This is a genomic window from Paraconexibacter antarcticus, from assembly GCF_024220175.1.
Classification (GTDB): domain Bacteria; phylum Actinomycetota; class Thermoleophilia; order Solirubrobacterales; family Solirubrobacteraceae; genus Paraconexibacter; species Paraconexibacter antarcticus.
On record NZ_CP098502.1, the window covers coordinates 4,329,779 to 4,355,225 of the forward strand.

The 25,447-nt window shown below is 72.4% G+C and carries 26 protein-coding genes, 1 tRNA gene and 1 pseudogene; 11 read left to right on the forward strand and 17 right to left on the reverse strand.

The window, feature by feature from the left end:
- Positions 1 to 61: 61 nt before the first annotated feature.
- The gene (locus tag NBH00_RS21190; protein ID WP_254570568.1) at positions 62 to 670 is read left to right on the forward strand and encodes a TetR/AcrR family transcriptional regulator; all 609 of its coding nucleotides are present in this window, start codon (positions 62 to 64) and stop codon (positions 668 to 670) included.
- A 114-nt stretch (positions 671 to 784) separates the two neighbouring features.
- On the opposite strand, the gene NBH00_RS21195 is transcribed toward NBH00_RS21190, so the two are convergent.
- A complete protein-coding gene (locus NBH00_RS21195) occupies positions 785 to 1,549 on the reverse strand; it encodes an SDR family NAD(P)-dependent oxidoreductase (RefSeq protein WP_254570569.1) in 765 nt (254 codons plus the stop codon).
- A gap of 134 nt (positions 1,550 to 1,683) precedes the next feature.
- On the opposite strand from NBH00_RS21195, the gene NBH00_RS21200 reads away from it, so the two are divergent.
- Positions 1,684 to 3,675 carry a DUF7064 domain-containing protein gene (locus tag NBH00_RS21200; RefSeq protein WP_254570570.1) on the forward strand — a complete coding sequence of 664 codons (1,992 nt, stop codon included), beginning with the start codon at positions 1,684 to 1,686 and terminating at the stop codon, positions 3,673 to 3,675.
- A 16-nt stretch (positions 3,676 to 3,691) separates the two neighbouring features.
- Positions 3,692 to 4,288 carry a TetR/AcrR family transcriptional regulator gene (locus tag NBH00_RS21205; RefSeq protein WP_254570571.1) on the forward strand — a complete coding sequence of 199 codons (597 nt, stop codon included), beginning with the start codon at positions 3,692 to 3,694 and terminating at the stop codon, positions 4,286 to 4,288.
- Between the two features lie 24 nt (positions 4,289 to 4,312).
- Here the strand turns inward: NBH00_RS21205 and NBH00_RS21210 are convergent, their stop codons facing one another.
- Positions 4,313 to 5,392: a methyltransferase gene (locus tag NBH00_RS21210; protein WP_254570572.1), complete on the reverse strand. Its 1,080-nt coding sequence runs from the start codon at positions 5,390 to 5,392 to the stop codon at positions 4,313 to 4,315.
- A 90-nt stretch (positions 5,393 to 5,482) separates the two neighbouring features.
- Here NBH00_RS21210 and NBH00_RS21215 point away from each other — a divergent pair, with 90 nt between their 5' ends.
- Complete coding sequence (locus tag NBH00_RS21215; RefSeq protein WP_254570573.1) at positions 5,483 to 7,441, forward strand: glycosyltransferase; 1,959 nt, start codon at positions 5,483 to 5,485, stop codon at positions 7,439 to 7,441.
- Positions 7,442 to 7,579: 138 nt separating this feature from the next.
- Here NBH00_RS21215 and NBH00_RS21220 read toward each other — a convergent pair whose 3' ends face one another.
- Positions 7,580 to 8,224, reverse strand: coding sequence for a TetR/AcrR family transcriptional regulator (locus tag NBH00_RS21220; protein ID WP_254570574.1), 645 nt, complete (start codon positions 8,222 to 8,224; stop codon positions 7,580 to 7,582).
- Positions 8,225 to 8,279: 55 nt separating this feature from the next.
- On the opposite strand from NBH00_RS21220, the gene NBH00_RS21225 reads away from it, so the two are divergent.
- Entirely contained in the window at positions 8,280 to 9,443 is a 1,164-nt protein-coding gene (locus tag NBH00_RS21225; RefSeq protein ID WP_254570575.1) for an acyl-CoA dehydrogenase family protein, read from the forward strand.
- Between the two features lie 37 nt (positions 9,444 to 9,480).
- Here the strand turns inward: NBH00_RS21225 and NBH00_RS21230 are convergent, their stop codons facing one another.
- The 3 genes from NBH00_RS21230 to NBH00_RS21240 all read right to left on the reverse strand — a co-directional run bounded on the left by NBH00_RS21230 (position 9,481) and on the right by NBH00_RS21240 (position 12,264).
- Positions 9,481 to 10,227: a DUF2231 domain-containing protein gene (locus tag NBH00_RS21230; protein WP_254570576.1), complete on the reverse strand. Its 747-nt coding sequence runs from the start codon at positions 10,225 to 10,227 to the stop codon at positions 9,481 to 9,483.
- Between the two features lie 91 nt (positions 10,228 to 10,318).
- Entirely contained in the window at positions 10,319 to 11,602 is a 1,284-nt protein-coding gene (locus tag NBH00_RS21235; protein ID WP_254570577.1) for an ATP-binding protein, read from the reverse strand.
- Entirely contained in the window at positions 11,599 to 12,264 is a 666-nt protein-coding gene (locus tag NBH00_RS21240) for a response regulator transcription factor (RefSeq protein ID WP_254570578.1), read from the reverse strand. Before NBH00_RS21240 ends, NBH00_RS21235 begins: the two co-directional genes overlap by 4 nt.
- A gap of 144 nt (positions 12,265 to 12,408) precedes the next feature.
- Here NBH00_RS21240 and NBH00_RS21245 point away from each other — a divergent pair, with 144 nt between their 5' ends.
- Positions 12,409 to 12,876 (forward strand): hypothetical protein, encoded by a 468-nt coding sequence (locus NBH00_RS21245; RefSeq protein WP_254570579.1) that lies wholly within the window; start codon positions 12,409 to 12,411, stop codon positions 12,874 to 12,876.
- 56 nt (positions 12,877 to 12,932) lie between these two features.
- Here the strand turns inward: NBH00_RS21245 and NBH00_RS21250 are convergent, their stop codons facing one another.
- The 3 genes and pseudogenes from NBH00_RS21250 to NBH00_RS25740 all read right to left on the reverse strand — a co-directional run bounded on the left by NBH00_RS21250 (position 12,933) and on the right by NBH00_RS25740 (position 14,516).
- The gene (locus NBH00_RS21250) at positions 12,933 to 13,676 is read right to left on the reverse strand and encodes an HAD-IC family P-type ATPase (RefSeq protein ID WP_254570580.1); all 744 of its coding nucleotides are present in this window, start codon (positions 13,674 to 13,676) and stop codon (positions 12,933 to 12,935) included.
- A pseudogene (locus NBH00_RS25635) lies at positions 13,648 to 14,022 on the reverse strand (HAD family hydrolase); the annotation flags it as partial. The pseudogene NBH00_RS25635 and the gene NBH00_RS21250, both read right to left, overlap by 29 nt.
- Positions 13,917 to 14,516 (reverse strand): P-type ATPase actuator domain-containing protein, encoded by a 600-nt coding sequence (locus tag NBH00_RS25740; RefSeq protein ID WP_496196728.1) that lies wholly within the window; start codon positions 14,514 to 14,516, stop codon positions 13,917 to 13,919. The gene NBH00_RS25740 and the pseudogene NBH00_RS25635, both read right to left, overlap by 106 nt.
- Here NBH00_RS25740 and NBH00_RS25645 point away from each other — a divergent pair.
- The gene (locus NBH00_RS25645; protein ID WP_367401364.1) at positions 14,415 to 14,930 is read left to right on the forward strand and encodes a hypothetical protein; all 516 of its coding nucleotides are present in this window, start codon (positions 14,415 to 14,417) and stop codon (positions 14,928 to 14,930) included. The two genes, NBH00_RS25740 and NBH00_RS25645, sit on opposite strands and share 102 nt — an antisense overlap.
- Before the next feature lie 230 nt (positions 14,931 to 15,160).
- Here the strand turns inward: NBH00_RS25645 and NBH00_RS21260 are convergent, their stop codons facing one another.
- Both NBH00_RS21260 and NBH00_RS21265 read right to left on the reverse strand, forming a co-directional pair.
- Complete coding sequence (locus tag NBH00_RS21260; protein ID WP_254570582.1) at positions 15,161 to 15,850, reverse strand: hypothetical protein; 690 nt, start codon at positions 15,848 to 15,850, stop codon at positions 15,161 to 15,163.
- Between the two features lie 35 nt (positions 15,851 to 15,885).
- Positions 15,886 to 16,161, reverse strand: coding sequence for a helix-turn-helix domain-containing protein (locus NBH00_RS21265; RefSeq protein WP_254570583.1), 276 nt, complete (start codon positions 16,159 to 16,161; stop codon positions 15,886 to 15,888).
- A 226-nt stretch (positions 16,162 to 16,387) separates the two neighbouring features.
- Between NBH00_RS21265 and NBH00_RS21270 the strand changes: the two genes are divergently transcribed.
- Positions 16,388 to 18,640: a DEAD/DEAH box helicase gene (locus tag NBH00_RS21270; RefSeq protein WP_254570584.1), complete on the forward strand. Its 2,253-nt coding sequence runs from the start codon at positions 16,388 to 16,390 to the stop codon at positions 18,638 to 18,640.
- Here NBH00_RS21270 and NBH00_RS21275 read toward each other — a convergent pair.
- Together NBH00_RS21275 and NBH00_RS21280 are read right to left on the reverse strand one after the other, a co-directional pair.
- Positions 18,625 to 19,698, reverse strand: coding sequence for a tyrosine-type recombinase/integrase (locus tag NBH00_RS21275; RefSeq protein ID WP_254570585.1), 1,074 nt, complete (start codon positions 19,696 to 19,698; stop codon positions 18,625 to 18,627). The genes NBH00_RS21270 and NBH00_RS21275 overlap by 16 nt on opposite strands.
- Positions 19,699 to 19,851: 153 nt before the next feature.
- Positions 19,852 to 19,925, reverse strand: a tRNA-Arg gene (locus NBH00_RS21280).
- A 124-nt stretch (positions 19,926 to 20,049) separates the two neighbouring features.
- Here NBH00_RS21280 and NBH00_RS21285 point away from each other — a divergent pair.
- A complete protein-coding gene (locus tag NBH00_RS21285) occupies positions 20,050 to 20,400 on the forward strand; it encodes a hypothetical protein (RefSeq protein WP_254570586.1) in 351 nt (116 codons plus the stop codon).
- Between the two features lie 92 nt (positions 20,401 to 20,492).
- Here NBH00_RS21285 and NBH00_RS21290 read toward each other — a convergent pair whose 3' ends face one another.
- Positions 20,493 to 20,789, reverse strand: a complete 297-nt coding sequence (locus tag NBH00_RS21290) for a DUF2277 domain-containing protein (RefSeq protein ID WP_254570587.1) — start codon at positions 20,787 to 20,789, stop codon at positions 20,493 to 20,495.
- A gap of 188 nt (positions 20,790 to 20,977) precedes the next feature.
- Between NBH00_RS21290 and NBH00_RS21295 the strand changes: the two genes are divergently transcribed.
- Positions 20,978 to 22,177, forward strand: a complete 1,200-nt coding sequence (locus tag NBH00_RS21295; RefSeq protein ID WP_254570588.1) for an acyl-CoA dehydrogenase family protein — start codon at positions 20,978 to 20,980, stop codon at positions 22,175 to 22,177.
- 256 nt (positions 22,178 to 22,433) lie between these two features.
- Here NBH00_RS21295 and NBH00_RS21300 read toward each other — a convergent pair whose 3' ends face one another.
- Positions 22,434 to 23,240: an ABC transporter permease gene (locus NBH00_RS21300; RefSeq protein ID WP_254570589.1), complete on the reverse strand. Its 807-nt coding sequence runs from the start codon at positions 23,238 to 23,240 to the stop codon at positions 22,434 to 22,436.
- The gene (locus tag NBH00_RS21305) at positions 23,237 to 24,055 is read right to left on the reverse strand and encodes an ABC transporter ATP-binding protein (protein WP_254570590.1); all 819 of its coding nucleotides are present in this window, start codon (positions 24,053 to 24,055) and stop codon (positions 23,237 to 23,239) included. Before NBH00_RS21305 ends, NBH00_RS21300 begins: the two co-directional genes overlap by 4 nt.
- A 76-nt stretch (positions 24,056 to 24,131) precedes the next feature.
- Between NBH00_RS21305 and NBH00_RS21310 the strand changes: the two genes are divergently transcribed.
- Positions 24,132 to 24,851: a transglutaminase-like domain-containing protein gene (locus NBH00_RS21310; RefSeq protein WP_254570591.1), complete on the forward strand. Its 720-nt coding sequence runs from the start codon at positions 24,132 to 24,134 to the stop codon at positions 24,849 to 24,851.
- Here NBH00_RS21310 and NBH00_RS21315 read toward each other — a convergent pair.
- A complete protein-coding gene (locus NBH00_RS21315) occupies positions 24,785 to 25,399 on the reverse strand; it encodes a hypothetical protein (protein WP_254570592.1) in 615 nt (204 codons plus the stop codon). The genes NBH00_RS21310 and NBH00_RS21315 overlap by 67 nt on opposite strands.
- Positions 25,400 to 25,447: the final 48 nt, after the last annotated feature.

The following is a 25,447-nucleotide window of genomic DNA, read 5'->3' on the forward strand; positions in this document are numbered from 1 at the left end:
CGATCGTCGGCAGCGGGTTCTCGCGGTGACCGGTCGTTCACGCAGGCGGTACCATATGCCGATGGCAACCCAGCGTCGGCGCCTGGTCACCCGCGACGTCCAGATCCTCGACGCCGCGGCCGGCCTCTTCGCGAAGCGCGGCTTCGCCGACGTCGGGGTGGACGAGATCGGGAAGGCCGCCGGCGTGACCGGCCCGGCGATCTACCGGCACTTCAAGGGCAAGGACGAGATCCTCGCGACGCTCTGCGAGAACGCCCTCGACGCGCTCTTCCTCGCGACCGGGACGGACTCCGACGACCCGTGGGACGAGATCGCCGCGCTCGTCTCCGGGCACGCCGCGTTCATGATCGAGCACCGCGCGCTCGGCGGGGTCTGGATCCGCGAGGGCCGCCTGCTCTCCGACACCTACCGCAGCCGGATCCACCGCCGTCAGCGGCAGTTCATCGAACGCTGGATCGACACCGTCCACCGCTGCCTGCCGAGCCGCCCGACCGAGCAGCTCACGACGCTGACGTTCGCCGCCATCGGGTCCCTGAACTCGATCGCGACGTGGCCGCCCGCCGCGCTCCAGGGCGACCCCGGCGGCCTCCTGAGCGAGGCGATCATCGACGGCCTGCGCGGCCTCGCGCTCGAGGACGAGAAGGCAGGCGCCGGGAGCAACGGCGCCTGAGCCGGCGCCCGGGCCCCCGTCGCCGCGGCAGCCCGCAGGCGTCGTCAGCACCCCACGGCAGCGTGCGGCCTGGTGGGGGATATGCCCCCACCGGGCCGCACGCCGGCCGGGGGCTCAGCCGGTGAGCAGCCCGCCGTCCACCGGCAGCAGGACGCCGGTGACGTAGGAGGCGGCGTCGCTCGCGAGGAAGACGGCGGCGGCGGCGAGCTCGGCCGGGTCGCCGACCCGGCCGGCGGGGACGCGCGGCAGCATCTGCTCGAGGTAGCCGTCGGGGTACTCGTCGGTCATCTCGGACGGGAAGAAGCCCGGCGCGAGCGCGTTGACGCGGATGCCCTTGCGGCCGGTCCACTCCGACGCGAGGTCGCGGGTGAGGCCGAGGATCGCCGCCTTGCTCGTGCAGTACGCGGCCTGCGGGAGCCCGGCGGTCGTCGAGCCGAGGATCGAGCCGACGTTGATGATGCTCGAGCCGGGCTGCATGACCCTGGCGCAGGCCTGGGCCATGAAGAACGAGCCGCTGACGTTGATGTCGAGGACGCGGCGGAAGTCCTCGGGGCGCTCGCGCGTCGCGGGCGCGGCGGTGCCGATGCCCGCGTTGTTGACGAGCACGTCGACGCGGCCGAAGGCCTCCATCGCCCGCGTGGCGACGGCGGTGCAGTCGTCCGGGACGGCGACGTCGGCGCGGACGGCGAGGCAGCGGACGCCGAGCGCCTCGACCTTCGCGGCGGTGTCGGCGAGCATCGCCTCGCGGCGCGCGCAGACGACGACGTCGGCCCCCGCCTCCGCGAAGGCCAGGGCGAAGGCGACGCCGAGGCCGGACGAGGCCCCGGTGATGACGGCGACGCGGCCGTCGAGGCGGAACTTCTCGGCGAGGGTGCTCATGAGGGCCGAGGCTACCGTCGCGGCCGCACCGTCGGCCGGCAGCAGCGCCGCGGGGACCTCGAGGCGGCGGGGAGCTCCGCGACCTCGGGGGGCACCTTGACAGCGCAAGCACCTCCGACATAGTGTCCGACACCATGTCGAGCACGCTCCCCGTCCCCGTCGTCCGCGTCCCGGACGACATCACCGCGAGCTGGCTCGGGGAGGTGCTCGGACAGGACGGCCTCAGGCTCGACGCCGTCGAGGCGATCGGCACCGGGCAGATGAGCCAGAGCCACCGGGTGAGCTTCACGCGCGCCGACGGGACGCCGGGCACCGTCGTCGTGAAGCTCGCCTCCGCCAGCGCCGAGAGCCGTGCGACCGGCGTCGGGATGCGCGCGTACTGGCGCGAGGTCTCCTTCTACCGCGGCATCGCGAGCCGCATCCCCCAGGGCCTCCCCGCCTGCCACCACGCCGCCTACGACGAGGCCGAGGGCTGGTTCACCCTCGTCCTCGAGGACATCGCCGGCGCCGAGCAGGGCGACCAGATCGCCGGTTGCGACATCGAGACGGCGCGCCTCGCGATCCGCACGCTCGCGCGCGTGCACGCGCCGGTCCTCGGCGACCTGCACGCCGGGACGGTCGACTACCTCAACCAGCCGAACCCGCTGAACCAGGCGCTGACGAACGCGGTCCTGCCGGGCTTCCTCGAGCGCTACGCGGGTCGCATCGCGCCGGAGCACGCGGACGTCTGCCGCCGCTTCGCCGCCGTCGTCGACGCGTGGATGGCCGACCAGCGCCCGCCGCTCGGGCTCGTGCACGGCGACTACCGCCTCGACAACCTCCTCTTCGCCGACGGCGCGTGCACCGTCGTCGACTGGCAGACCGTGAGCTGGGGCCCGGCGCTCTACGACCTCGCCTACTTCATCGCGGGTGCGTTCGAGCCGGACGTGCGCCGCGAGCACGAGCGCGAGCTCGTCCGCCTCTACCACTCCGAGCTCGTTGCGCACGGCGTCACCGGCCTCGACGAGGAGCACTGCTGGGACGAGTACCGGCGCCAGGCCTTCGGCGGCATCCTCATGACGATCGTCGCCTCGATGGTCGTCGAGCGGACCGACCGCGGCGACGACATGTTCATGGCGTGGCTCGCCCGCAACGGGGAGATGATCCTCGACCTCGGCTCGCTCGAGCTGCTCCCGGAGGAGGGCGCGGCGCCGCCCGCGCCGCTGCAGCCCGAGGCCGCGGACGACACCGGTCGCCACGAACCGGGCGCCGAGGCGACGTGGAACGAGAGCTGGTACTTCGACGCCGTCTCCGACGACGGGCAGCTCGGGATGTACACGCGGCTCGGCCGCGTCCCGAACCAGGGCGTCGCGCTCTTCACCGCCGCGATCGTCGGCCCCGGCCGCCCGTCGATCATGCTCGTCGACGTGGGTGCGCCGCTGCCGGACATCGCCGACGACGCGCAGGTCATCGACATCTCCGGGCTCCGCGCGGAGCAGCACTGCGAGGAGCCGCTGCGCCGCTTCCGCGTCGTCGTCTCCGGCACGGCGCAGGCGCACGAGGACCCGGCCGCCCCGCTCCGCGGCGAGGAGGGCACCCCGGTCGACGTCGCCTTCGACCTCACGTGGGAGACGGACGGCGTGCCGTACCTGTGGCGGCAGACCTCGCGCTACGAGATCCCCTGCCGCGTCAGCGGGACGATCCGCGTCGGCGACGAGGAGATCGCCTTCGCCGGCGTCGGGCAGCGCGACCACTCGTGGGGCTCGCGCGACTGGTTCGCCACCGACTGGATGTGGAGCGGCCTGCACCTCGAGGACGGCACCCACACGCACGCCGTCGGCATCCCCACGATGCCGGGCTTCGGCGTCGGCTACGCGCAGAAGGACGGCGTCGTGGAGGAGGTCACGGCGCTCACCGCGACCGAGGAGGTCGGCGACGACGGGCTCATCACGAGCGCGCGCATCACCGGCGCCCCGGCGGCGGTCGACGTCGAGGTCGAGCCGGTCGCCTTCGGCGCGCTGCTGCTCACCGCGCCGGACGGGCGCACCTCGCACTTCCCCCGCGCGATGTGCCGGGTGCGGACCACGGACGGCCGCGCCGGCACCGGCTGGATCGAGTGGAACCGCAACCAGCGGGCCGACGGCTGACGCGCCGATGCCGTCGGTGACCCGCCCTCGCCGCCCCGGCGAGCCCGGCCTCCCGCCCGCTCAGCAGCACGTGCTCGAGGTCGTCGAAAGACTGCTCGCCGACGGCCACACGTTCACGGAGCTGAGCATCGGGCGGATCGCCGACGCCGCGGGGATGGGCCGCTCCACGTTCTACGGCCACTTCCCCGACAAGCCCGCGCTCCTCGTCCGGCTCGCCGGTGTCGTCGTCGGGGACGCGCTCGGCCTCGCGCGCGAGTGGGTCGCCGCTCCCGCGCACACGCGCGCCGGCCTCGTCGACACGCTCACCGAGCTCGTGGCCGAGCACCGCCGCCACGTCCACCTCATCCGTGCGGTCACCGAGGTCGCCGGCTACGAGCCGACGGTGCAGGCGTTCTGGCGTGCCCAGATCGACGGCTTCGCGGCGGTGGCGCAGGCGCGCCTGGAGCGCGACGGGACCGCCACCGGCCTCGAGGCCGAGACCGCGGCGACGGTCCTCGCGTGGGGCACCGAGCGCGCCATCGCCCTGCACGTCGAGCGGCGACCGGACACCGACGACCCGGCGTTCGCGACCGCGCTCGCCGGCCGCATCTGGTCCGCGCTCGGCCGGGACTGACGCCCGGCCACCCGTGCGGCCCGCTCAGGCGCCGCGGACGAAGCGCCGCGCGGCGCGCGGCTTGCCCTTGTAGGCGACCGCCGCGCTCGTCGGGCCGGCGAGCGGCAGGATCTCCGTCTCGCTGAAGCCCGCCTCCAGGCACCACTCGGTGAACTGCGCGCCCGTGTAGTCGAAGGCGGCGCCGAACTCGATGAGCATGTTCAGCGACATGAGCAGGCCGAAGGCGTTCTCGCGGCGCGCGTCGTCGATGATCGAGTCGATCGCGATGAGGACGCCGCCGTCGGGCAGGGCGTCGTAGGCGGACTTCACGATGTGGCGCTTCCCGTCGAGGTCCCAGTCGTGGAGGATGAGGCCCATCGTGATGACGTCCGCCTGCGGCAGCGGGTCGGTGAAGAAGTCGCCGCTCGCCGTGGTCACGCGGTCCGCGAGGCCCGCCGCGGCGATCGACCGCTCGGCGATCGGCGCGACCACCGGCAGGTCGAAGGAGACGCAGCGCAGGTGCGGGTGGCGCGCGGCGAGCACGGTGCTGAGCTGGGCGGTGGCGCCGCCGACGTCGCAGACCGTCGCGTAGGGCGCGAAGTCGAACGTGTTCGCGAGCACGTGCTGCGGACCGGCGGAGATGCCGGCCATCGCGCGCATGAACTGCTCGAGGCGCGCCTCGTCGGCGTAGAGCTCGTCGAACATCGCGCTGCCGGCGCGCTTGACCTCGTTCTGCGGCTGCCCGGTGCAGAGCGCCTCGGTCAGGTCGCCCCAGAAGCCGTAGAGGCGGGCGTTGCACATCTCGAGCATGCCGCCGACGTACGCGGGCCCGTTGCGATCGAGAAACGCCGCGGTCTCGGCGGTGTTGCGATAGCGGGCGTTCGCGCCGTCCCCGTCGCGCTCGAGGAAGCCGAGCGCGAGCAGCGCGTCGGGGAAGTCCGGGATGGCGCGGTCGTGGAGCCCGAGCCGGGCGCCGAGCTCGGCGCCGGTCATGGAGCCCGATCCGAGCTCGGAGAAGAGACCGAGCTCGACGGCGGACAGCAGCGTCTTGGACGCCCAGAAGCCCATACCGACCTGGAGGATGTGGGCCGGGTCGACGGCCGCCTGCGGAGGTGTCTCGAGCATGTGATCGACCCTACGCCGGTGTATCGGCCGATGTCCAACGACTTTCGTCCATCTGTTCAGGATGCGGCGCCGGTGCCGACTACCCGGGCCATGCGATCCGGCGGTACGGCCCCCTCCACCCCTGCCCCACGGCCACCGGCCGACGGGCGCGAGCCGCTCGACCTCTTCCCCGGCGGGGGACTCCCGCCCGTCGAGTCGGCGGCACGCCGCCGCGCGATCCAGGCTGCCGCCTGCCTCGCGCTCGCCGTGAGCGTCGCCTACCTCGTGTGGCGCGCCGGCTTCACGCTCGGCGGGGACCTGTGGGTGGCGATCCCGCTGTGGCTGCTCGAGCTCCACGCGACCGTCGGCCTCGCCCTCTTCGCCTTCTCGCTGTGGAACGTCGACCACGCGACCGTCCCGGCGCCGCTGACGCGGACCGACCTGCGGGTCGGCCTGCTCATCCCGACCTACAACGAGCCGCTCGAGATCCTCTTCCCGACGATCGCGGCCGCCGTCGCGCTCGAGCCCGCCCATGCCACGGTCGTCCTCGACGACGGCTGCCGGCCGTGGGTGCGTGCCCTCGCCGCGTCGCTCGGCGCGCAGTACCTCACGCGGGAGGGCAACGACCACGCGAAGGCCGGCAACCTCAACCACGCCCTCGCCGTCCTCGACTTCGACGTCGTCGGGGTCCTCGACGCCGACCACGTCGCCCGCGCCGGCTTCCTGACGAACACGCTCGCCTACTTCGACGACCCGAGGATCGCGGTGGTCCAGACCCCGCAGGCCTTCTACAACGTGGACTCGTTCGAGCACGGGCGCAACCGCTCGCGGCTGAACCGCGCCCGCCACGGGGCCGCGCCCTTCAGCGAGCAGGGCCTCTTCTACCGCGTCATCCAGCCGGGCAAGAACCGCTGGGGCGCCGCGTTCTGGTGCGGCACGAACGCCGTCGTCCGCGTGGACGCGCTGCGGGACATCGGGGGCGTCGCGTGCGAGACGGTCACCGAGGACATGCACACGACCATCCGCCTGCACCGTCGCGGGTGGCGGACCGTCTACCACAACGAGGTCCTCGCCCACGGGCTGGCCGCCCGCAACGCCGACGAGTACCAGGGCCAGCGCCTGCGCTGGGGCACCGGGGCGATGCAGATCCTCCGGCTCGAGCGCCCGCTGACCCGCCGCGGCCTCACGCTCGGCCAGCGCCTCTCCTACGCGGCGACGATCCTCGGGTGGTTCGACGCGTGGCGGACGCTCGGCTACGTCCTCCTGCCGCTCGTCGTCCTCGCGAGCGGGACGAACCCCGTCCACGCGCCGATGGCGGCCTTCCTCCCGGCGTTCCTCGTGACGTTCGTCGCCCAGCGGTTCGCGCTCGGGCTGCTCGCGCGCGGGCAGGCGCCGCAGGGCATCGCCACCCTCTTCGACATGGTGCGCCTGCAGAGCAACATCCGGGCGACGATCACGTTCCTCACCCGCGGCGAGCACGCCTTCACGGTGACGACGAAGGGCATCACCGAGGAGCGCCGGCGGTCCCCCGCGCCCCGCTCGCTGTGGGTGCTGTCCGCGGCGTCCGTCGTGGCGCTGGCGTGGTTCGGCGCGACGCTCGCCGGCCTGACGCCCGCCCACTACCGGGTGGTGTGGACCGCGTACGGCGCGGCGTTCTGGGCGGTCGTCAACCTCGCCTTCCTCGGCGGCGCGCTCGCCCGCATCCGCTCCGACCGCTTCGCCTCCGAGCGCCGCGGCTCCGTCCGGCTCGCCCTCGGCGGCGCGGTCGGCCTCGACGACCGGCCCGGGCTCCTCGTCGACGTCTCGACCGGCGGCGCGATGGTCCGCTGCGAGGACCCCGCCCCGGCCGGCGACGACCCGGTCGAGGTGACCATGCGCCTCGGCGGCCAGGACATCCGGCTGGTCGCCCACGAGCGGGGGCGCCAGCCGCTCGGCGACGGCGGCGCCCTGCTGCGGCTGCAGTTCGTCCCCGGCCAGGTCACCCAGCTCGCGCGCCTGGCCACCGTGCTCTTCGGCAGCGTCGTAGACGACGGGCGGACGCCGGTCGTGGCCGAGGCGGTCGCCGCCTGACCCGTCAGGTGGCGACGCCGTGACCCGCTCCCGGATCCGGGGCGCGACCGGCGTGCGGTCGCGCCGCCGAGGACGGAGCGGGTGGTCTCGAGCGAGCCCAGGGCGTCGTAGGACCGCGCGGCGTCGGCGAGGACCCGGCTACGGCGCCACCAGCAGCGTCGAGCACACCACGTCCGCCAGCGACGCCGCGATCGCGTCCAGGCGGCGCGCCGGCGTCCCCGGCCGGACGCGGCCGACGGCGCGCTCGGTCATCCACGCGAGGGCGTCGGCGGTGTCGGCGGGACGGACCTCCGCGCGGACCCAGCCCTCCTTCTGCCCCTTGCGGACGAAGCGCTCCAGCGCCCGCGCGTAGTCGTCGACGCTGCGGACGTACGCCTCGCGGATCGTCGGCTCGTAGACGGACGCCTCCCCCACCGCGCGCAGGACGGCCTCGTCCTCGAGGAAGAGGTCGAGGAGCCGGCGCATCCCCTCCCCGACGTCGGCGCGGGTGACGTCGCGGCCGCGGCGCAGCCAGTCCCGCTGGGGCGAGTACAGGCGGGTGAGCGTCGAGGCGCTGAGCGCGTGCAGGAGCGCCGCCTTGTCCCCGAAGTAGCCGTAGAACGTCGAGCGGGCCATCCCGGTCTCGCCGATGAGCCGGGCGACGCTCACGTCCCGGTACGGCGTGCCGTCGGCCATGAGGACGCCGAGCGCGTCGCGGAAGAGCTGCTCGATCTGGTCGGGTGCGTACGCGCGGCCCTGCTGCGAGGACGGGACCGGGGTCGGAGTCGGGGGATCGGCAGACAAGATGATCGATCCTACGACCCTTGCCGGACTTCGTACAACCTGTACGATGTGGTGCATGTCCACCGTCGCCCCCCGTCCCGGCGTGTTCACCGAGGAGCATCGGATGCTCCGCGAGTCGATCCGCTCCTTCGTCGACCGTGAGGTCGCCCCGCACGTCGAGGAGTGGGAGACCACGACCTTCCCCGACAGCATCGTCCGCCGCATGGGCGAGCTCGGCTTCCTCGGCCTCTCGATGCCGGAGGAGTACGGCGGCCAGGGGGGCGACTACTTCACGAACGTCGTGCTCGCCGAGGAGATCGCGCGCGCCGGCAGCGGCGGCTTCCTCATGGGCCTCTCGGTCCACACCGACATGGTCATGCCGCCGCTGCTCGAGTTCGGCACCGAGGCGCAGAAGGAGCGCTACCTCAAGCCGGGCATCGCGGGCGAGCAGATCTACGCGCTCGGCATCACCGAGCCGGACGCCGGGTCCGACGTCTCGGCGATCAAGACCCGTGCCGTGCGGGACGCGGCGACCGGCGAGTGGCTCATCAACGGCTCCAAGACCTACATCACGAACGGCCACCGGGCGAGCATGATCGTGCTCGTCACGAAGACCGACCCGGACGCCGGCTACGGCGGCTTCACGCTCTTCCTCGTCCCGATGGACGCGCCCGGCGTCATCCGCGAGCAGAAGCTCGAGAAGATGGGCATGCACGCGTCCGACACCGCGCTGCTCGCCTTCCAGGACGTCCGCGTGACCGACGACGACATCCTCGGGCAGGAGGGCAAGGGCTTCCAGCACATCATGTGGGAGCTCCAGGCCGAGCGGTCGATCGCCGCCGCCGGCTGCCTCGCCTACGCGCAGTACGCGTTCGACAAGACCCTCGAGTACGCGCTCGAGCGCAAGACGTTCGGGCAGGCGCTCGGCACCCACCAGGCCATCCGCCACAAGTTCGCGCGCATGGCGACCGAGCTCGAGACGACGCGCCGGATGATCTACGCGACCGCCGCCGACTACGCGGCGGGCGCGTACAACGTCCGCGAGATCTCGATGGCCAAGCTGAAGGCGACGCAGGTGGCGTGGATGGTCGCCGACGAGTGCGTGCAGATCCACGGCGGTGCCGGTTATATGAAGGAGTACCCCGTCGAGCGGGTCATGCGCGACCTGCGGCTCTACCGGATCGGCGCCGGCGCGGACGAGATCATGCTCGACGTCATCGGCAAGAGCTACGGGCTCTGACGGGTCCGGGGCGGCGGGCCGGCGGGCCGGCGGCGACTCAGTCGCCGCCCCTGACGCGCGGCTGCGTGCGCAGGAAGGCGTTGATCGCCGCGAAGTCCTTGTCGGTGACGACCGACGGCGGGAAGAGCCCGTGCGCGTGCACGCGGCGGAAGGCGTCCAGCTCGCGGCCGCCGCCGAGCCCGGGACCCCGGGCGCCCTGGGCGTGGTCGCCGTGGCAGGCGGCGCAGCCGAGGCCGGTCGTGGAGAAGGCCTGCGCGCCCGCCTTCACCGGGGACATCCCCGCCACGAGCGCGAGGTTCAGCGCGCCCGCGCCGCGCGCGGTCTGGGCGAACTGCCCGCCGGCCTCCACCCCGACGCCGTGCTCGTACGTCATCCGGCCGCCGACGTATCCCTGGACCGCGACCATCGCGAAGGCGAGGACGGCGACCGCCGCCAGCGCGGTCCCGACCGCGGTGGTCCCCCCCGTGCGCAGCGGCCGGTACCGCAGCGCAGCGGTGCCGACGACGACGAGGGCGAGCGCGATGCCGAGCCAGAAGTGGACGGTGCCGTTGCGGAAGGCGTGGCCGCGGAGCTGCTGCTGCGCCTGGCCCCAGACGAGCAGCCCGGTCAGACCCGACGCGGCGACGCCGACGACCGCGGCGCCGAGCACCCACGGCTCGACCGTGACGAGCGTCGCGCCCCCACGTCCGTAGCGGCGCAGGCCCATGATGACGGCGTAGAGCGGAATGGCGACGACGGCCAGATGAGTGGCCGCGCCGTGGAGTTCGGAGAGATGCGGAGGCACGGCGGCGATGCTCGCGCAGGCCGGGCAAAGACTCGGCAAAAACCGCTGCGGCGAGTGCGCCCACTCACGGCCCCGCCGTCGCGCGCAGGCCTCAGCGGCGGGCGGCGACCTCGGCGGCGGACACGACCGGCCCGGGCGGTCCGCTCTCGAGCGGGAGCCGCAGCTCCAGGCACGACGGCCGCCCCGGGACGACGCGGAGGCTCGCGCCGTCCGCCTCCGCGAGCGCACGCGCGAGGTACAGCCCGATGCCCGTGCCGCCGCTCGTGCTGGCACCACGGTGGAACACCGCCTCGCGGCCCTCGGGAGGCACGCCGGCCCCCTGGTCCTCGACGGTCACCGTCGCCCGCTGCCGGTCGGTGGCCACCCGGACGGCGACGGCGCCGCGCCCGTGACGCAGCGCGTTCTCGAGCAGGACGTCGAGGACCTGCCCGACCATGCCCCGGGAGGCGACGCCGCGGACACCGGCGGCCGCGTCGAGCCGGACCGAACGCCCGGTCTGCGCGAAGACCGGCTTCCACGTCGCCACGTGATCGGCCGCGATGGCCGACAGGTCCAGGCGCACCGCCCGGCCCACCCGCTCCTCACGTGCGTACGCGAGGAGTTGGACGATCGTCGCCTCGAGCCGGTCGGCCTCGCGCAGCGCCGCGGCGGCCTCCTCCTCACGCTGGGCCGGGTCCTCGATGAGCGCGAGCTCCTCGACCCGCAGGCGCAGGGCGGTGAGCGGCGTGCGCATCTGGTGGGAGACGTTCGCGGAGAACTCGCGCTCGCGGGCGACGAGCCGCGCGATCTGCTCTGCGCTGCGGTCGAGGGCGCTGGCGATCGCGTCGATCTCGGGGACCGCCGAGCGCGTGGCGCGGGCAGAGAAGTCGCCGTCGCCCAGGCGGACCGACGTCGCGACGAGGCGCTCGAGCGGGCGGGACAGGCGCCGCGCCTGGAACGCGGCGAGCCCGACGGCGAGCACGACGCCTCCGGTCCCGAGCAGGATGATGAGGAGCCACACGCGGCGCACGCGGGCGGACTCCTCGCTGCGCGGGGCCGACGCGACCACGACGGCGTTGCGGGACGACGACGCGCGGCTGCTGCGGATCCCGCCCGTGAGGTGGGCCCCGACCGTGAGCGTCCGGCCGTCGAGCGTGACGCTCACCCGGTGGCCGGGCTGGACGTGCTGCGCGATCTGCTTCGCGCTGATCGGCTCACCGGCCTCGACGCGGTCGTCGATGACGCCGCCGACGACGTCCGCCTCACGCTCGAGGCGGAACGCCTGGTCGGTGCCGACCCGCGCCGTCTCCACGACGACGAGCGGGATGCCGAGGACGAGCACCGCCGCGAGCGCGATGAAGACCGTCGAGCGGACGAGGCGCCGGCGGACGGTCACGGCTCGAAGCGCAGCCCGACCCCACGGACCGTCATGAGATGCCGCGGGGCCTGGGCGTCGTCCCCGAGCTTCTTGCGCAGCCACGACACGTGCATGTCGAGCGTCTTCGTGGACCCGAACCAGTTCTCGTCCCAGACCTCGGCCATGATCCGCTCGCGGGTGATGACGCGGCCGGCCTCGCGCACGAGGAGCTCGAGGAGGTCGAACTCCTTCGGCGAGAGCTCGAGCTCCTCGTCGCCCCGCCAGGCCCGGCGGGCGGACACGTCGATGCTCACCTCGCCGGCGCTGAGCGCCTCGGGGGCGCCGCGGCGCAGCTGGGCGCGCACGCGCGCGAGGAGCACCGCGACGCCGAAGGGCTTGGTGACGTAGTCGTCGGCGCCGGCGTCGAGACCGGTGACGGCGTCGAGCTCGCTGTCGCGCGCGGTCAGGAAGAGGATCGGGACGCCGGGCCGGGCCTCGCGGGCCCGCCGGCAGACGTCGAGACCGTCGAGCCCGGGCAGCCCGATGTCGAGCACGAGCAGCGCGTGCGACCCCGTCTCGGCGGCGGCGGCGGCGTCGAGGCCGTTCGTGAACGCCTCGACCTCATGGCCCTCGCGCTCGAGCGCACGGATGAGGGGCACGCGGATGCCGTCGTCGTCCTCGGCCAAGAGCAGGTGGGCCACGCACCGATCGTACGGCGATATGCGACAGGACGCAGGCGTTTTGCCAAAGCTTTGCCGAACGTCGCCCCTCACCTGACCCGCCGCGGGCAATCCTGACCGTGCACCTCAGCTCCTCCCTGACCCTCGAACGACAGGACCACCGACATGCAACACGCCACCGACACGCCCCCTGACCTCACCACCGCCGTCCGCGACATGGCCACCCGCGCCACCGTCGCCGTCGGCCTGCTCGGCGTCGGGCTCATCCACGTGATCGATTCCGTCGGCAAGTACACCGAGACCCCGTACCTGTTCTGGATGTACATGGGCCTCATCCTCAGCAGCATCGCCATCGCGGGTGCCCTGCTGTTCACGCGCTCGCGCCTGGCCATGCCGGCCGCGATCGGCCTCGTCGCCAGCGCCCTCGCCGGGTTCATCCTCGACCGCACGACCGGGCTCCCGAACGCCTCGGGCGACATCGGGAACTGGACCGAGCCGATCGGCCTCGCGAACCTCTTCGTCGAGGGCGCGATCCTCTTCGTCGCGATCCCCGCGCAGCTGCTGGCCAAGCGCGTCACCTCCCGCGGCGGCCACCGGACGCACGGCACGCGCGTCGCGACCGCCGCGCTCTAGCAGCGCCCGCCGGAAGGCCGCCGCCGGCAGCACGGATGCCGCCGCGGTCGCCGTGGTCAGCCGCGCAGTGCGCGCAGCGCGTTGAGGATCACCGCGAGGTCGATGACCTCCTGCAGGAGCGCGCCGGCGACGGGCGGAAGGTAGCCGGCGGCAGCCACGCCCATCGCCGCGATGCTGAGTCCCATGCCGGCCAGGACGCTCTGGCGGGCGATGTGCAGCGCCCGGCGCCCGGTGTGGACGGCGTCGGCGACGCGATCGACGCGGTCGACGACGATGACCGCGTCGGCGGTCTCCGAGGACACGGTGGCGCCCGCAGCGCCCATCGCGATGCCGAGGTCGGCGATCGCCAGCGCGGGCGCGTCGTTGACGCCGTCGCCGACCATGATCACCGGGCTGAGCTGCGGGTCCTCGCGCAGGCGGCGCACGACCTCGAGCTTGTCCTCCGGCGACTGCTCGGCGTAGACGCGGTCGACGCCGAGCAGGTCGCCGATCCGCTGCGCGACCGATGCGCGGTCCCCGGAGACCATCGCGACGTGGAGCACCCCCTCCCGGCGCAGGCGCTCGACGATCCGGTCGGCGTCGGGGCGCAGCTCGTCGGCCATGACGATGACGCCGGCGGGCTCGCCGTTCGATCCCCACGAGCACGTGCGCCTCGCCGGAGCCGCTGCCGGTGGCCAGCGACGCGCCCGTGACCGCGTCCCGGTCGTAGCCCTGCGCGCACAGGAAGCCGCGGCTGCCCACCGCGATGCGGCGGCTGTCGATCGTGCCGGCGATCCCCTGGCCGGGGTCCTCGTCGACATCGGCGGGCATCGTGAGCGCAAGCCCGGATTGCTTCGCGGCGCGGACGAGCGCCTCGCCGAGCACGTGGGCCGAGAGTCGGTCGACGGACGCCGCCAGGCGCAGCACCTCGCCGCGTGCGAGGCCGTTGAGCGCGACGATCTCGCGGACCTCGGGCCTACCGACGGTCAGCGTGCCGGTCTTGTCGATCAGGACGGTGCGGGCCTCGCCGAGCGTCTCGATCGCGCCGGCGCCCTTGACGATCACGCCGTGATGCGCGGCCTGGGACAACCCCGACACGAGGGCGATCGGCGCGGCGAGGATGAGCGGGCACGGCGTCGCGACGACCACGACCGCCAGCGCGCGCACGGGGTCGCCGCTGAGCGCCCAGGCCAGCGCGGCGACGATGAGCGTGATGGGCAGGAAGATGCCGGCGTAGCGGTCGGCCATGCGCACGAACGGCGCGCGCTGCGCCTGGGCTTGCTCGACGGAGTCGCACGAGCCGCGGCGTACGCGCTCTCTGCGGCGGGACGGCCGGCGCGGACGTCGAACGGCGCGCCGGCGTTGGCGCTGCCGCTCCTGACCGCCATCCCGGCCTTGAGGGCGAGCGGCAGCGGTTCGCCGCTGAGCGTGCTGGTGTCGACGACCGCCTCGTCGCTGGCGACGGTCCCGTCGACCGGGATGACCTCGCCGCTGCGTACGAGCACGGTGTCACCGACTCGGACCTGATCGACCGGTATCTCCTCGATGGCGCCATCGACGTGCAGCTGCGCCACGCGCGGGGCGCGCTGGACGAGCAGGGTCAGCTCGCGGCGCGCGCGCCGCGACGCGACGGCCTCCAGCGCCGCTCCACCGGTGAACATCAGGCCGATGACCGCGCCGGCGAGCTCCTCATCGAGGGCGAGCGCACCGAGCATCGCGACCAGGGCGATCGTGTCGACCCCGAGGTGGCGATCGACCACCACGGTGCGGACCACCTCGAAGGCGAGCTCGGCGGCGAGCAGTGCGACGGCGGCGCGCCAGACCTGATGGCCGGCTTCAGGGGCGCCGAGCGCGTGCAGCAGGAAGCCCGCAGCGATCGCCACGACGGCGATCGCAGCGAGGATCTGCGCTCGCGCGTCGGCCAGCCGCCGCAGCGGTGTTCGGGCGCGCGAGAGCCGAGGCGAGGGCGGGGTCACCGGACGAGGATGGCGCCGGCTCGCCGTGGCGGCATCCGTGGAGGGCCGCGGTACGGCCGGGGAAGGTCCGCGGCGCGGTGGTCCACGCGGCGACGCTGACCGGGGGTGCCGCGGCACGGTTGCTCATCGCGCCCGACGCCGGCCGGCAGACCCCCTGGAGATGTTCACGAACTGCCGAGAGCCTGAGCGCGCCCGAGAGGATTCGAACCTCTGACCTTCGGTTCCGTAGACCGCGGCGTTTCGTCGGATTTTGGCTCTAGCAAGCCACCTGGGTGTCGTCAACTCGCCAAATACTCGCCAGAAACTCTCCGATCTTCCACGGGGCCGCGTCAGTCGCCAGGGTCGAAGGCCGTGCGAAGCCACGTACCGTCGACCGCCGGCCAGCCGAAATCGCTTGGCCGGAAGTGCTCGCGCGTGAAGTGACGAAAGGTGACGGCGAGGGTTCGGTGTCCGTCGTGGTCGTAGTCCTGCGCTTCGCCGTTAGGCACGATGTCGCGGTCGTCGGAGATGAGGAAGTCGCTGTCGGCAAGCAGCGCACCGTGGACGATCGCGTCGTCGTTCGGGTCTCGGGTGTGTGGGGGGACGTCGGTCGGGTCGAACGGCGCAGGCCCCGCGACGCAGACGCTCTCGAACTGGCGCCGCAGGGGCAGGATGTCCTGCTCGCGGATCGTCGGGTCAAGGCGCGGCCCTGCCTCGCGGAGCTTGCGGGCGAACTCGTCGAACAGCGTCGAGAATCCGACGGCGTGCCAATCACCGGGGGCATCGAAGGGCAGCAGTTCGGCGAGGGCTGCTCGCCGTCGCTCGGCGCGTTCGACCATCTGCTCGAGCACGTCGACGCCGTGCACCGAGCCGCCTTCAGCCTCGGCGAGCTCTTTCAACGCATCGAGGTCGAGGCGCAGGTGCTCGGCCCGGTAACCGACGGCCCCGTAGGCCAACACGACCAGGAGCTTGCGTGGATGGCCGCTCGGCGAGAGCATCGCCGGCAGCGCGACGCTCGTATCGACGGTGACCAGAGGCACTACCGTCGCACGCTAATCCGTGCGACGGACTGAACTCAGCCGCGCGACTCGCCGGTTGCGGCGCGCACGTCGTCCTCCGAGAGGTCCGCGAAGCGCTCGTCGAGCGCGGCGACCTCTGCCGCCAGATCGTGCGTGCCCTGAAGCGAAGCCAGCAGCGCCCCTTGCGGGATCCGGAGGCTGCCGCCTGGCAACTTCACGTAGGGCACTTTGTCGCCGGCGACCCACCGGCGGATCGTCTTCTCCGAGACGTTCAGCAGCGACGCCGCTTGAGCGACGGTCAGGAGTTGAGGGCGAGCGGCGGTTTGGCGCATGACGAGACGATCCTTATCGCGATCATCGACAGGTCCCGATCCAAGATACACCATGGTTGGACAATCACGGACAAATATGGACACGGCCTGACTCCGGCGATGCTGGGTTCGGAGATCGCTCCCGCTCGAAGCGGCGCCGGGACCGCAAGCGGTCCGACGACTCCGAGACGATGGGATGGTGAAGAGGGCCTCAACGATCGAACTGACGCGAGCGCGTGAGCGACTCGTGGAACTCGATCGCGAACGGGCGGAGTTGTGCCGGACGATCGCCGGCATCGAAGCCGCCACCGGCGGCCCGGATGTCACGACGGCCGAGGGCCGCGTCGCGCTGTTCACGTCGCTCTTCCGTGGGCGCCCGGATGTCTTCGCCACTCGTTGGGAGAGCACCAAGAGCCCCGGCAAGACCGGCTGGTCTCCACGCTGCTTGAACGAGTGGCGGCCCGGTGTGTGCGAGAAACCGAGGGTCAAGTGCGCCGACTGCGGGCACCGACGCTTTGTCGCGTGGTCAGAGGCCGAGGCGCGTCGCCATCTCGAGGGGCGCCAGGTCGCGGGCATCTATCCACTGCTGGCCAACGAGACCTGCTGGCTGGTCGCGATCGACCTTGATGGCCCAGGCTGGCGCGATGACGTTGGCGCGCTGCGTGACAGCGCCCGCGAGTTGAACATCCCAGTGCTCGTCGAGCGCTCACGCTCCGGCAACGGCGCGCACCTGTGGGTGCTGTTCACGCGACCCGTGGGCGCGCGCGTGGCGCGCGCCATCGGCTCGTTGCTGTTGACGCGCGCTATGCACCACCGGTCGATCTCGATGGCCTCCTATGACCGCCTGTTCCCCAACCAAGACACGATGCCCGCGGGCGGCTTTGGCAACCTGATCGCACTGCCGCTGCAGCACGCGCGGCGCGGCGATGGCTGCACAGTGTTCCTCGACTCAGATCTTGAGCCATGGCCGGATCAGTGGCTCTATCTCGCCGATGTTCAGCGGCTGGATAGCGAGCAGGCCGAGCAGATCGCCGCCGACGCCGAAGATGCCGGCGGGACGCTGGGCCTGCCCGAACGCGCGGTCACGAAGGCCCGCTCGCGCCCGCGCCAGCTGACGCCGGCCCCTTCGGGCGCGATTGAGGTCTGCTTGACGGGGCGCGTGGAGATTCCCACCGCCGGCATGTCGGCAGATCTCCGCGACCGTCTCCGGCGCACGGCCGCCTTCGCCAACCCGGAGTTCTTCGAGCGCGAACGCGCGCGACTCTCGACACACCAAACGCCCCGGGTCATCGCCTGCCACGAGGACACCGACGATCGGCTGATTCTCCCCCGAGGCTGCCTCGGCGGCGTCGTGGACGAACTCGAAACAGCGGGCACCGCCGTGACCATCCGCGACGAACGCAGCCCCGGCACCCCGATCTCGGTGACGTTCGCCGGCACCCTCACCGGGCCGCAGCGGGCGGCGGTCAAAGCGATGGCCGCGCACGAGACCGGCGTGCTCGTGGCACCGCCCGGTGCCGGCAAGACCGTGATGGCGACCGCGCTCATCGCCAATCGCGCCCGATCCACGCTCGTGCTGGTCCACCGTCGACCCTTGCTTGAGCAGTGGATCAGCCGGCTGGCCGAGTTCCTGGACATCTCCTGCGATCAGATCGGATCGCCGGCCAAGGCCCCTGGCGCCAGCGGCATCGACGTCGTCATGGTCCAGACCCTGACCCGTCGCGAAGGCCTCGACCTGTCGCGCTACGGACACGTGATCGTCGACGAGTGCCATCACGTCCCGGCCTTCTCAGTCGAACGCCTCCTGCGCGAGCTCCCGGCCCGCGCCATCACCGGCCTGACCGCGACCCCGCAGCGCCGCGACGGGCACCACCCGATCATCACGATGCAGTGCGGACCCGTCCGCCACACGCTGACCCGGTCCGAACAGGTCGAGACGGCGACCCGCCGGGTACTCATCGCCCGCGACAGCGGCTTCGATCCCGTCCGTCTCCCGGTCGACCCGGGCATCCAGGAGGTCCTCAGCGCCGTCGCCGCCGACGCCTCGCGCACACGTCGCATCGCCGCCGACGCCATCGCTGAGTTGAGTGAGGACCGCTACCCGCTCGTGCTCACCGAACGACGCGAACATCTCAACGCGATCGCCGAACTCATCACCGCTGAGACCGACCGCGTCGTCGTGCTGCACGGCGGCATGGGCGTCAAAGCACGCCGTCGCAGCGACGAGGTGCTGACCAGCGACGGACCGCGAGTGGTCCTTGCGACCGGCCGCTACATCGGCGAAGGCTTCGACGACCCGCGCCTTGACACGCTCATCCTCGCGATGCCGATCGCGTGGAAGGGAACGATGACCCAGTACGCCGGCCGACTGCACCGCCACCACGACACCAAGCACGAGATCCGCATCGTCGACTACGTCGACCATGCGGTCCCGGTGCTGCGACGCATGTACGCAAAGCGCCAGCGCGCCTACACGAGCCTCGGCTACAAGACCGGCTGAGGCCGCGCGGCGAGTTGATCGCTCAGGTCCAGCGAGGGCCCGAGACTGTCGTCGATGAGATGGCCGTAGTTGTCCAGCGTGAACGCGGCGGAGTGATGCCCCATCCAGCGCTGCAAGCGAAGCGGGCTCGCGCCCGCGTCGATCAGCAGCGCGGCGCACGTATGGCGCAGCGTGTGGAAACGCGCCCACGGCACGCCCGCGCGCTCGGCGGCCGGGATCACCACGCGATAGCGCAGGTTCCCCGGTCGCAAGGCTGCGCCCTGCGCGCCGACAAACAGCAACTCGGTCTCCGCCCGATCGGCCGCGAGCACGGTCAGTCGCTCGGCGAGGTCGCGGCTGATCGGGATCGTGCGCCGGCCGTGCCGGGACTTCGGGCCTGTGAGCTGGCCGTCCACGATCGCACGCCGCACGTGGATCCGCGGCTGCGCCGCATCGAGGTCGGCGTCCATGATCCGCAGCGCGATCGCCTCGGAGATCCGCAAGCCGGTCGAGGCCAGCATGTCGAAGAACGGTTGCCACGGTTCGGGGATCTCCGCCAGTAGTCGTGCAAGCTGCGCGCGACTGAGGAAGCGGCGCTCGTCGAACTCGTAGGCGCGTCCGCGCCGGCGCCGTGGCAGCAGGATCATCGGCTCGGATCGGTCGCCGAGCAGGCCCGACTGGGCGGCGTGTCGCAGGCAGGACTGCAGCGGCAGCACGGCGTTGTGCACCGACCGGTCGCAAAGCCGGTGACCCTCGTCGTCGGTCAGACGGCACAGCCAGTCGACAAACGCGCGGGCGCGACGCTCGTCGATGTCGCGCAGGCGCTCCTCGGGCGCGAAGTAGGCCAGCGCGTAGGTGATCAGTAGCCGCCGGTACTCACGGCGCGTGCGGTCGTTGATGACGTCGTTGGCGCCGCGGCCGGCGTAGTTGTCGACCCACTCCAGCGCGTAGGCGTGCAGCGTCGGCCCGGCGCGCCAGCTCGCCTCCTCGGCGGTGCGCCGGATCTTGATCTCGCGCGCCTCGCGAAACGTCGCCGCGAACTCCTTGCGCTGGTGGCCATCCTGTCGGTAGACCGCCACCCAGCGCGAACCTCGCTGATAGACCCCAGGGTGCGTTGTCGTCCTCAGCGCCTTGGAGTGTTGCCCTGTTGCCCCCGGTGTTGCCATCGGGCAACAACATCAGGACTAGCGAGAAACCGCCTGTTTGCAGGCGATTTGTCGCGGAAAACAGAGCGCGCCCGAGAGGATTCGAACCTCTGACCTTCGGTTCCGTAGACCGACGCTCTATCCAGCTGAGCTACGGGCGCGTGGCGGGCGCGCGGGCGCCCGTCGGATCACATGGTAGGCGACCCGTGCGGCCGGTGACGGTGTGGGTGTCATCGCAGCGCCGCTTGCGCGGTTCGTCACGAGCGGGGTGGGTACGCGTAGGACATGACCACCTCATCAGACGAGCAGACCGGCGACGACGGACCGGAGGCCGCGCGGGAGGAGATGCGGGCCTTCGAGGCGCGTGACGAGCTCCCGTCGGACCCGAGCGAGTGGCCGGACGGGAAGGCGAAGTTCCTCACCTTCGGCCACGAGAGCGATGAGCCGTACGGCGAGGGGCCGACGGCGAAGCTCGGGCCGGGGACGGTCGAGCGCGGCGCCGACGGCACCGTGATGGTCAACGGCGAGCAGGTCGACAACCCCGAGGACTACAAGGGCGACCCGATCCCCGGCGGCCCGACCGACCCGGAGGCCGAGCGCACGCCGGCCGAGCAGCAGCGGTTCGAGCGCCGCTGAGTCGTCGCGGCGAACGTCAGCCGCCCACGCCGAGTGACAGCTCAGGCAGGACAGGTCTGCGTGAGCTGTCAGTCAGCGCCCCGGGCGGGCGCTCAGCCCGCCGCGGCCGCCCGCCCGCGCTCGGTCGCGAACCGCGCGGCGCTCCGGGCCCGAGCCTTCGCGGCCTCGACGTCGCGGTCCTTCGGCGGCGCGGTGGTGACGAGGTCCTCCAGCAGCGCGGTGGTGGCGGCCGCGACGGCGTCGACCGCCCGTTCGAACGCGACGGCGTTCGCCTGCGAGGGCTTGGAGGACCCGCTGACCTTGCGGACGTACTGCAGCGCGGCGGCCCGGACCTCGTCCTCGGTCGCCGGCGGCGCGAAGTTGTGGAGCTGACGGATGTTGCGGCACATCCCGTCAGCGTAGAACGGCGCCGGCGCCACGACCAGGCCCCGACGGGAGGCCGGCGGCACATCCGTCAGCGTAGAACGGCGCGAACGCGGGGACCAGGCCCCCGCGGCACATAGGGACCAGCGTAGAACCGTGCCCGAAGTGAATCCAGTTCATTGACGGCGCGCGGGCGGACCGGGAAGATCCGCGGGTGAGCACCACCGAGACCCCCGCCACCGCCGAAGAGCCCGTCATCCGGCTCGTCCCGTCCGCCGAGGAGCGCCTGCTGCGCGAGTCGGTCGGCGCCATCGCCGCCCGCTACGGGCAGAAGTACATGCTCGAGTGCACGGAGGCGGGTGAGCCGCCGACCGCACTGTGGGACGAGCTCGCCGAGCACGGCTTCGTCGGCGCGAACCTCCCGGAGGAGTACGGCGGCGGCGGGATGGGGATGACCGGCCTCGCGATCGTCCAGGAAGAGCTCGCCCATCACGGCTGCACACAGCTGCTGCTCGTCGTCTCCCCCGCGATCGCCGGCTCGATCCTCGCCAAGCACGGCACGCCCGAGCAGAAACAGCGCTGGATCCCCGGCCTCGCCGACGGCACCGAGCGGATCTCCTTCGCGGTGACCGAGGCCGACGCCGGCACGAACACGCACAAGATCAAGACGCGCGCGAAGCGCAGCCCCGGCGGCGACTGGGTCATCAACGGCCAGAAGACGTACATCTCCGCCGTCGAGCACGCGACCGCCGTGCTCGTCGTCGCGCGGGCGGAGCAGGAGGACGGGACGCTCGGCCTGCCGCTCCTGTTCATCGTCGACGCGGACGCGCCGGGCATGACGCGGGAGGCGATCCCGACGGCGCTGCGGATGCCCGACCGCCAGTGGACGCTCTTCTTCGACGACCTCACCGTCTCCCCCGACCGCGTGCTCGGCGGCGAGATCGGTGGCCTCGGCGCGCTCTTCGACGGGCTGAACCCCGAGCGGATCATGGCCGCCGCCGGTGCCCTCGGCGCCGCCGACCGTGCCCTGGACCTCGCGGCGTCCTACGCCCGCGAGCGCAACGTGTGGGGCCAGCCGATCGGCGCCCACCAGGGGGTCGCCCACCCGCTCGCGAAGATCAAGGTCGAGGTCGAGCTCGCACGCCTCATGGTCACGAAGGCCTGCGCCCTCTACGACGCCGGCTGGAAGGGTGCCGGGGAGGCGTCCAACATGGGCAAGTACGCGGCCGCGGAGGCCGCGGTCCACGCGGTCGACCAGGCGATCCAGACCCACGGCGGCAACGGCGTCGCCCTCGAGTACGGCATCAGCGACATGTGGTGGGGGGCGCGTCTGACGCGCATCGCCCCGGTGTCGGCCGAGATGATCCTCAACTACGTCGCCGAGCACTCGCTCGGCCTGCCCAAGAGCTACTGAGCAGCGGAGGACCCCACCCACCCGCCCCGCGGCGCGTGCCCGCCGCCGGAGTGGGTGGGGTTCCTCTCCCCGGGTCGGGTCCGTCCTACCCGAAGATCTTGCGTGTACGCGCCGACGTCGGCCGGCATGCGCCTGAGCGCGAGCCGCCGACGGCCGCGATCTCCGAGAGCGTGCACAGGGAGCGCCTGTTCATACGAGCGAGAACGCGCGCGCCCGGCCAGGGTTGGCCGGACGCGTGAAGATCCCGCCCGGAGTGTCAGGCCCGTAACCGGTACCCGATCCGGAAGAGCCGCAGGTTCAGGGCGAAGAGCGCCGTCACCGCGACGGTGAGCAGACCGAGCGACAGCGCGACGCTCGCCTCGGTGTAGTCCAGGAACCCGTACCGGACGAGGTTGATCATGTAGTAGACCGGGTTCAGGTGGGTGATCGTCTCGTACGGCTGCGGCAGCAGCGCCGACGAGTAGAAGACGCCGCCGAGGAAGATGAGCGGCTGCAGGACGAACGTCTGCGCGAACGAGACGTCGTCGAACTGCTCGGCTCGGACCCCGATGAGCACGCCGAGCTGGGCGAAGAAGAACCCGACGAGCGACAGGGACAGGGCGAGGACGACCGGGTGATGGACCGGGAGGTCGACGAGCAGGGACGCCGCGATGAACGTCAGCGTCGAGATGAGCGCCCCGCGGAGGAAGCCGCCGAGCGAGAACGCGAGCAGCAGCTCCAGCGGCGATGCGGGCGAGGAGAGCTGGTCGTCGATCGCCCGCTGGAACTTCTGCTGGAGGATCGACGAGGAGTTGTTCGAGAAGGCGTTGATCGCCCAGGCCATCATGATGAGGCCGGGGACCACGAAGACGACGTACTTGTAGCCGTGCAGATGCCCGACGCGCGACCCGAGCGCGGCGCCGAAGACGCTGATGTAGAGGAACGTCTCCAGCAGCGGGGCGCCGACGGTCTGGCGCTTGATCTTCATGAAGCGGCTGACCTCGCGGCGCAGCAGCGCCCCGAAGCGGATCTGGGCCTCGCTCAACGCGAAGGACCGGCGGGCGGTGAGGTCTCGCGTGCTCATGAGATCGCCTCGCTCACGGTCGCGCGCGAGAGCTCCTTGCGGCCCACGAGCTCGAGGTACGCGTCCTCGAGCGAGTCGACGCCGAACTTCTCGGCGAGCTCTGGGCTCGTCCCCTCCGCGACGATCTGCCCGTCGTTGATGAAGGCGATCCGGTCGCAGAGCTGCTCGGCCTCCTCGAGGTAGTGCGTCGTCAGGAGGATCGTCGTGCCTTCCGCGTTGATGCGCTGGACGTAGTGCCACAGCTCCAGGCGCAGCTCGACGTCGACGCCGGCGGTCGGCTCGTCGAGGATGAGGAAGCGCGGGCGGTGCATGAGCGCGCGCGCGAGGATGAGGCGCCGCTTCATGCCGCCGGAGAGCGTGCGCGTGCGGTCGTTCCGCTTCGCGGTGAGCGAGAAGGCGTCGAGGAGCTCGGCGATGCGCTCCTGCCGGTCCCTCTTGCGCATGCCGAAGTAGCCCGCGTGGAAGTCGAGCGTCTCCTCGAGCGTGAGGAAGTGGTCGATGTTCAGGTCCTGCGGCGCGAGGCCGACGGCCTTGCGGGCCTCGGTGTAGTGCTCGACGGCGTCGTGCCCGAAGACGCGGATGGCGCCGGAGGTCGGGGCCGCGAGGCCGGTCGTGCAGTGGATCAGCGTCGACTTGCCGGCGCCGTTCGGGCCGAGGAGGCCGAAGAAGCGGCCCTCCTCGATCTCGAGCGAGACGCCGCGCAGCGCCTGCGTGCCGGTCGGGTACTGCTTGACGAGGTCGGTGATCTGCAGGGCGAGGGTGCTGCCCTCACCCGCGGCCGGTGCGGCCGGCCGGTCCAGTGGTTCAAAAGCCATTGGCATGCACTATGGCGCTTCAAGCGCACTTGAGGTCAAGCGCGCCACGGGGACGAGCTAAGGTCCGAGGGATCCCATGAGCACCGTCGCCGACACGTCCGAGGACCTCACGCCGTACCTGCAGCCGGGCCTGTCCGTCGACTCCGCGCACCCCGCGGTCGTCGCGTTCGCCCGCGAGCACACGGCCGGGATCGACGACCCGCGCGAGCAGGCGGTCACCCTGTACTACGCGGTGCGGGACGGGTTCCGCTACGACCCGTACACCCTCGACCTGACCCCGGCGGGGTTCCGCGCGAGCACCGTGCTCGAGCGGGGCGCGGGCTACTGCGTGCCCAAGGCCGCGCTGCTCGCCGCCGCGGCGCGCGTCGTCGGCATCCCGTCGCGTGTCGGCTTCGCGGACGTCCGCAACCACCTGTCGAGCCCGAAGCTCCTGGCGCTCATGGGCACCGATCGCTTCGTCTACCACGGCTACACCGAGCTGCTCCTCGACGGCCGCTGGGTGAAGGCGACGCCGGCGTTCAACCGCTCGCTCTGCGAGAAGACGCACACCAAGCCGCTCGAGTTCGACGGGCGGGAGGACTCGCTGCTGCAGCCGCTCGACGTGGACGGCCGCCGGCACATGGAGTACCTCGTCGACCACGGCGCCTACCCCGACGTGCCCGTCGACCAGATGAAGCAGGCGCTGTTCGCGGCGTACGACTACCTGAAGGCGGCCGGCGATCAGCCCGGTCAGGGCGCCGCCGACGGCGACGGCGCCGAGGCGTTCGAGCGGGACGCGTCGGCGCCCGGCGCCTGAACCTCCCGCACCGCGACGGCCGGGCCGGCGGCCTCTGTCGCGCCCGGCGGCGGCACGAGCTCCTGGCCCTCGACGGTGTACCCGGCGGCGAGCGCGTACCGCCGCGCCTGCTCGAGCACGCGCTCGACGTTGCGCGCGATGAGGAGGCAGATGACGGCGAGCGGCAGCTCGCACAGCACCGCCATCGCGACCGCGACGACCCGCTCGTCGCGGCCGGCCGCGGTCACGACGTCGAACCACGCGTCGACGGTGAGCAGCGTCGCGGACGCCGTCGCCGTCACCGTCACCCACACCGAGCGGCGGGCGATCGACACCGCCGTCGCGGCGAGCATCGTCCCGATCCCCACGTCGAACCCGCTCCAGGCGAGGGCCCAGTGCGTCGAGGAGTGCCTGCTCGGCAGCGTGAGGAAGAGGAGCACCGTCCACGGCACGAGGGCGACGGTGCAGCCGATGAGCAGGACGGGGGCCCAGACCGGCACGACCCGGCCCCGGCTCACGTCCTGGGCACGGCACCTGCGGAGGAACTCGTTCACCGTCGGCCGGCGCATCACACCACTAAAGCACGCCCGCGGTCCGGCCTTCGGACCTGCCCGCTC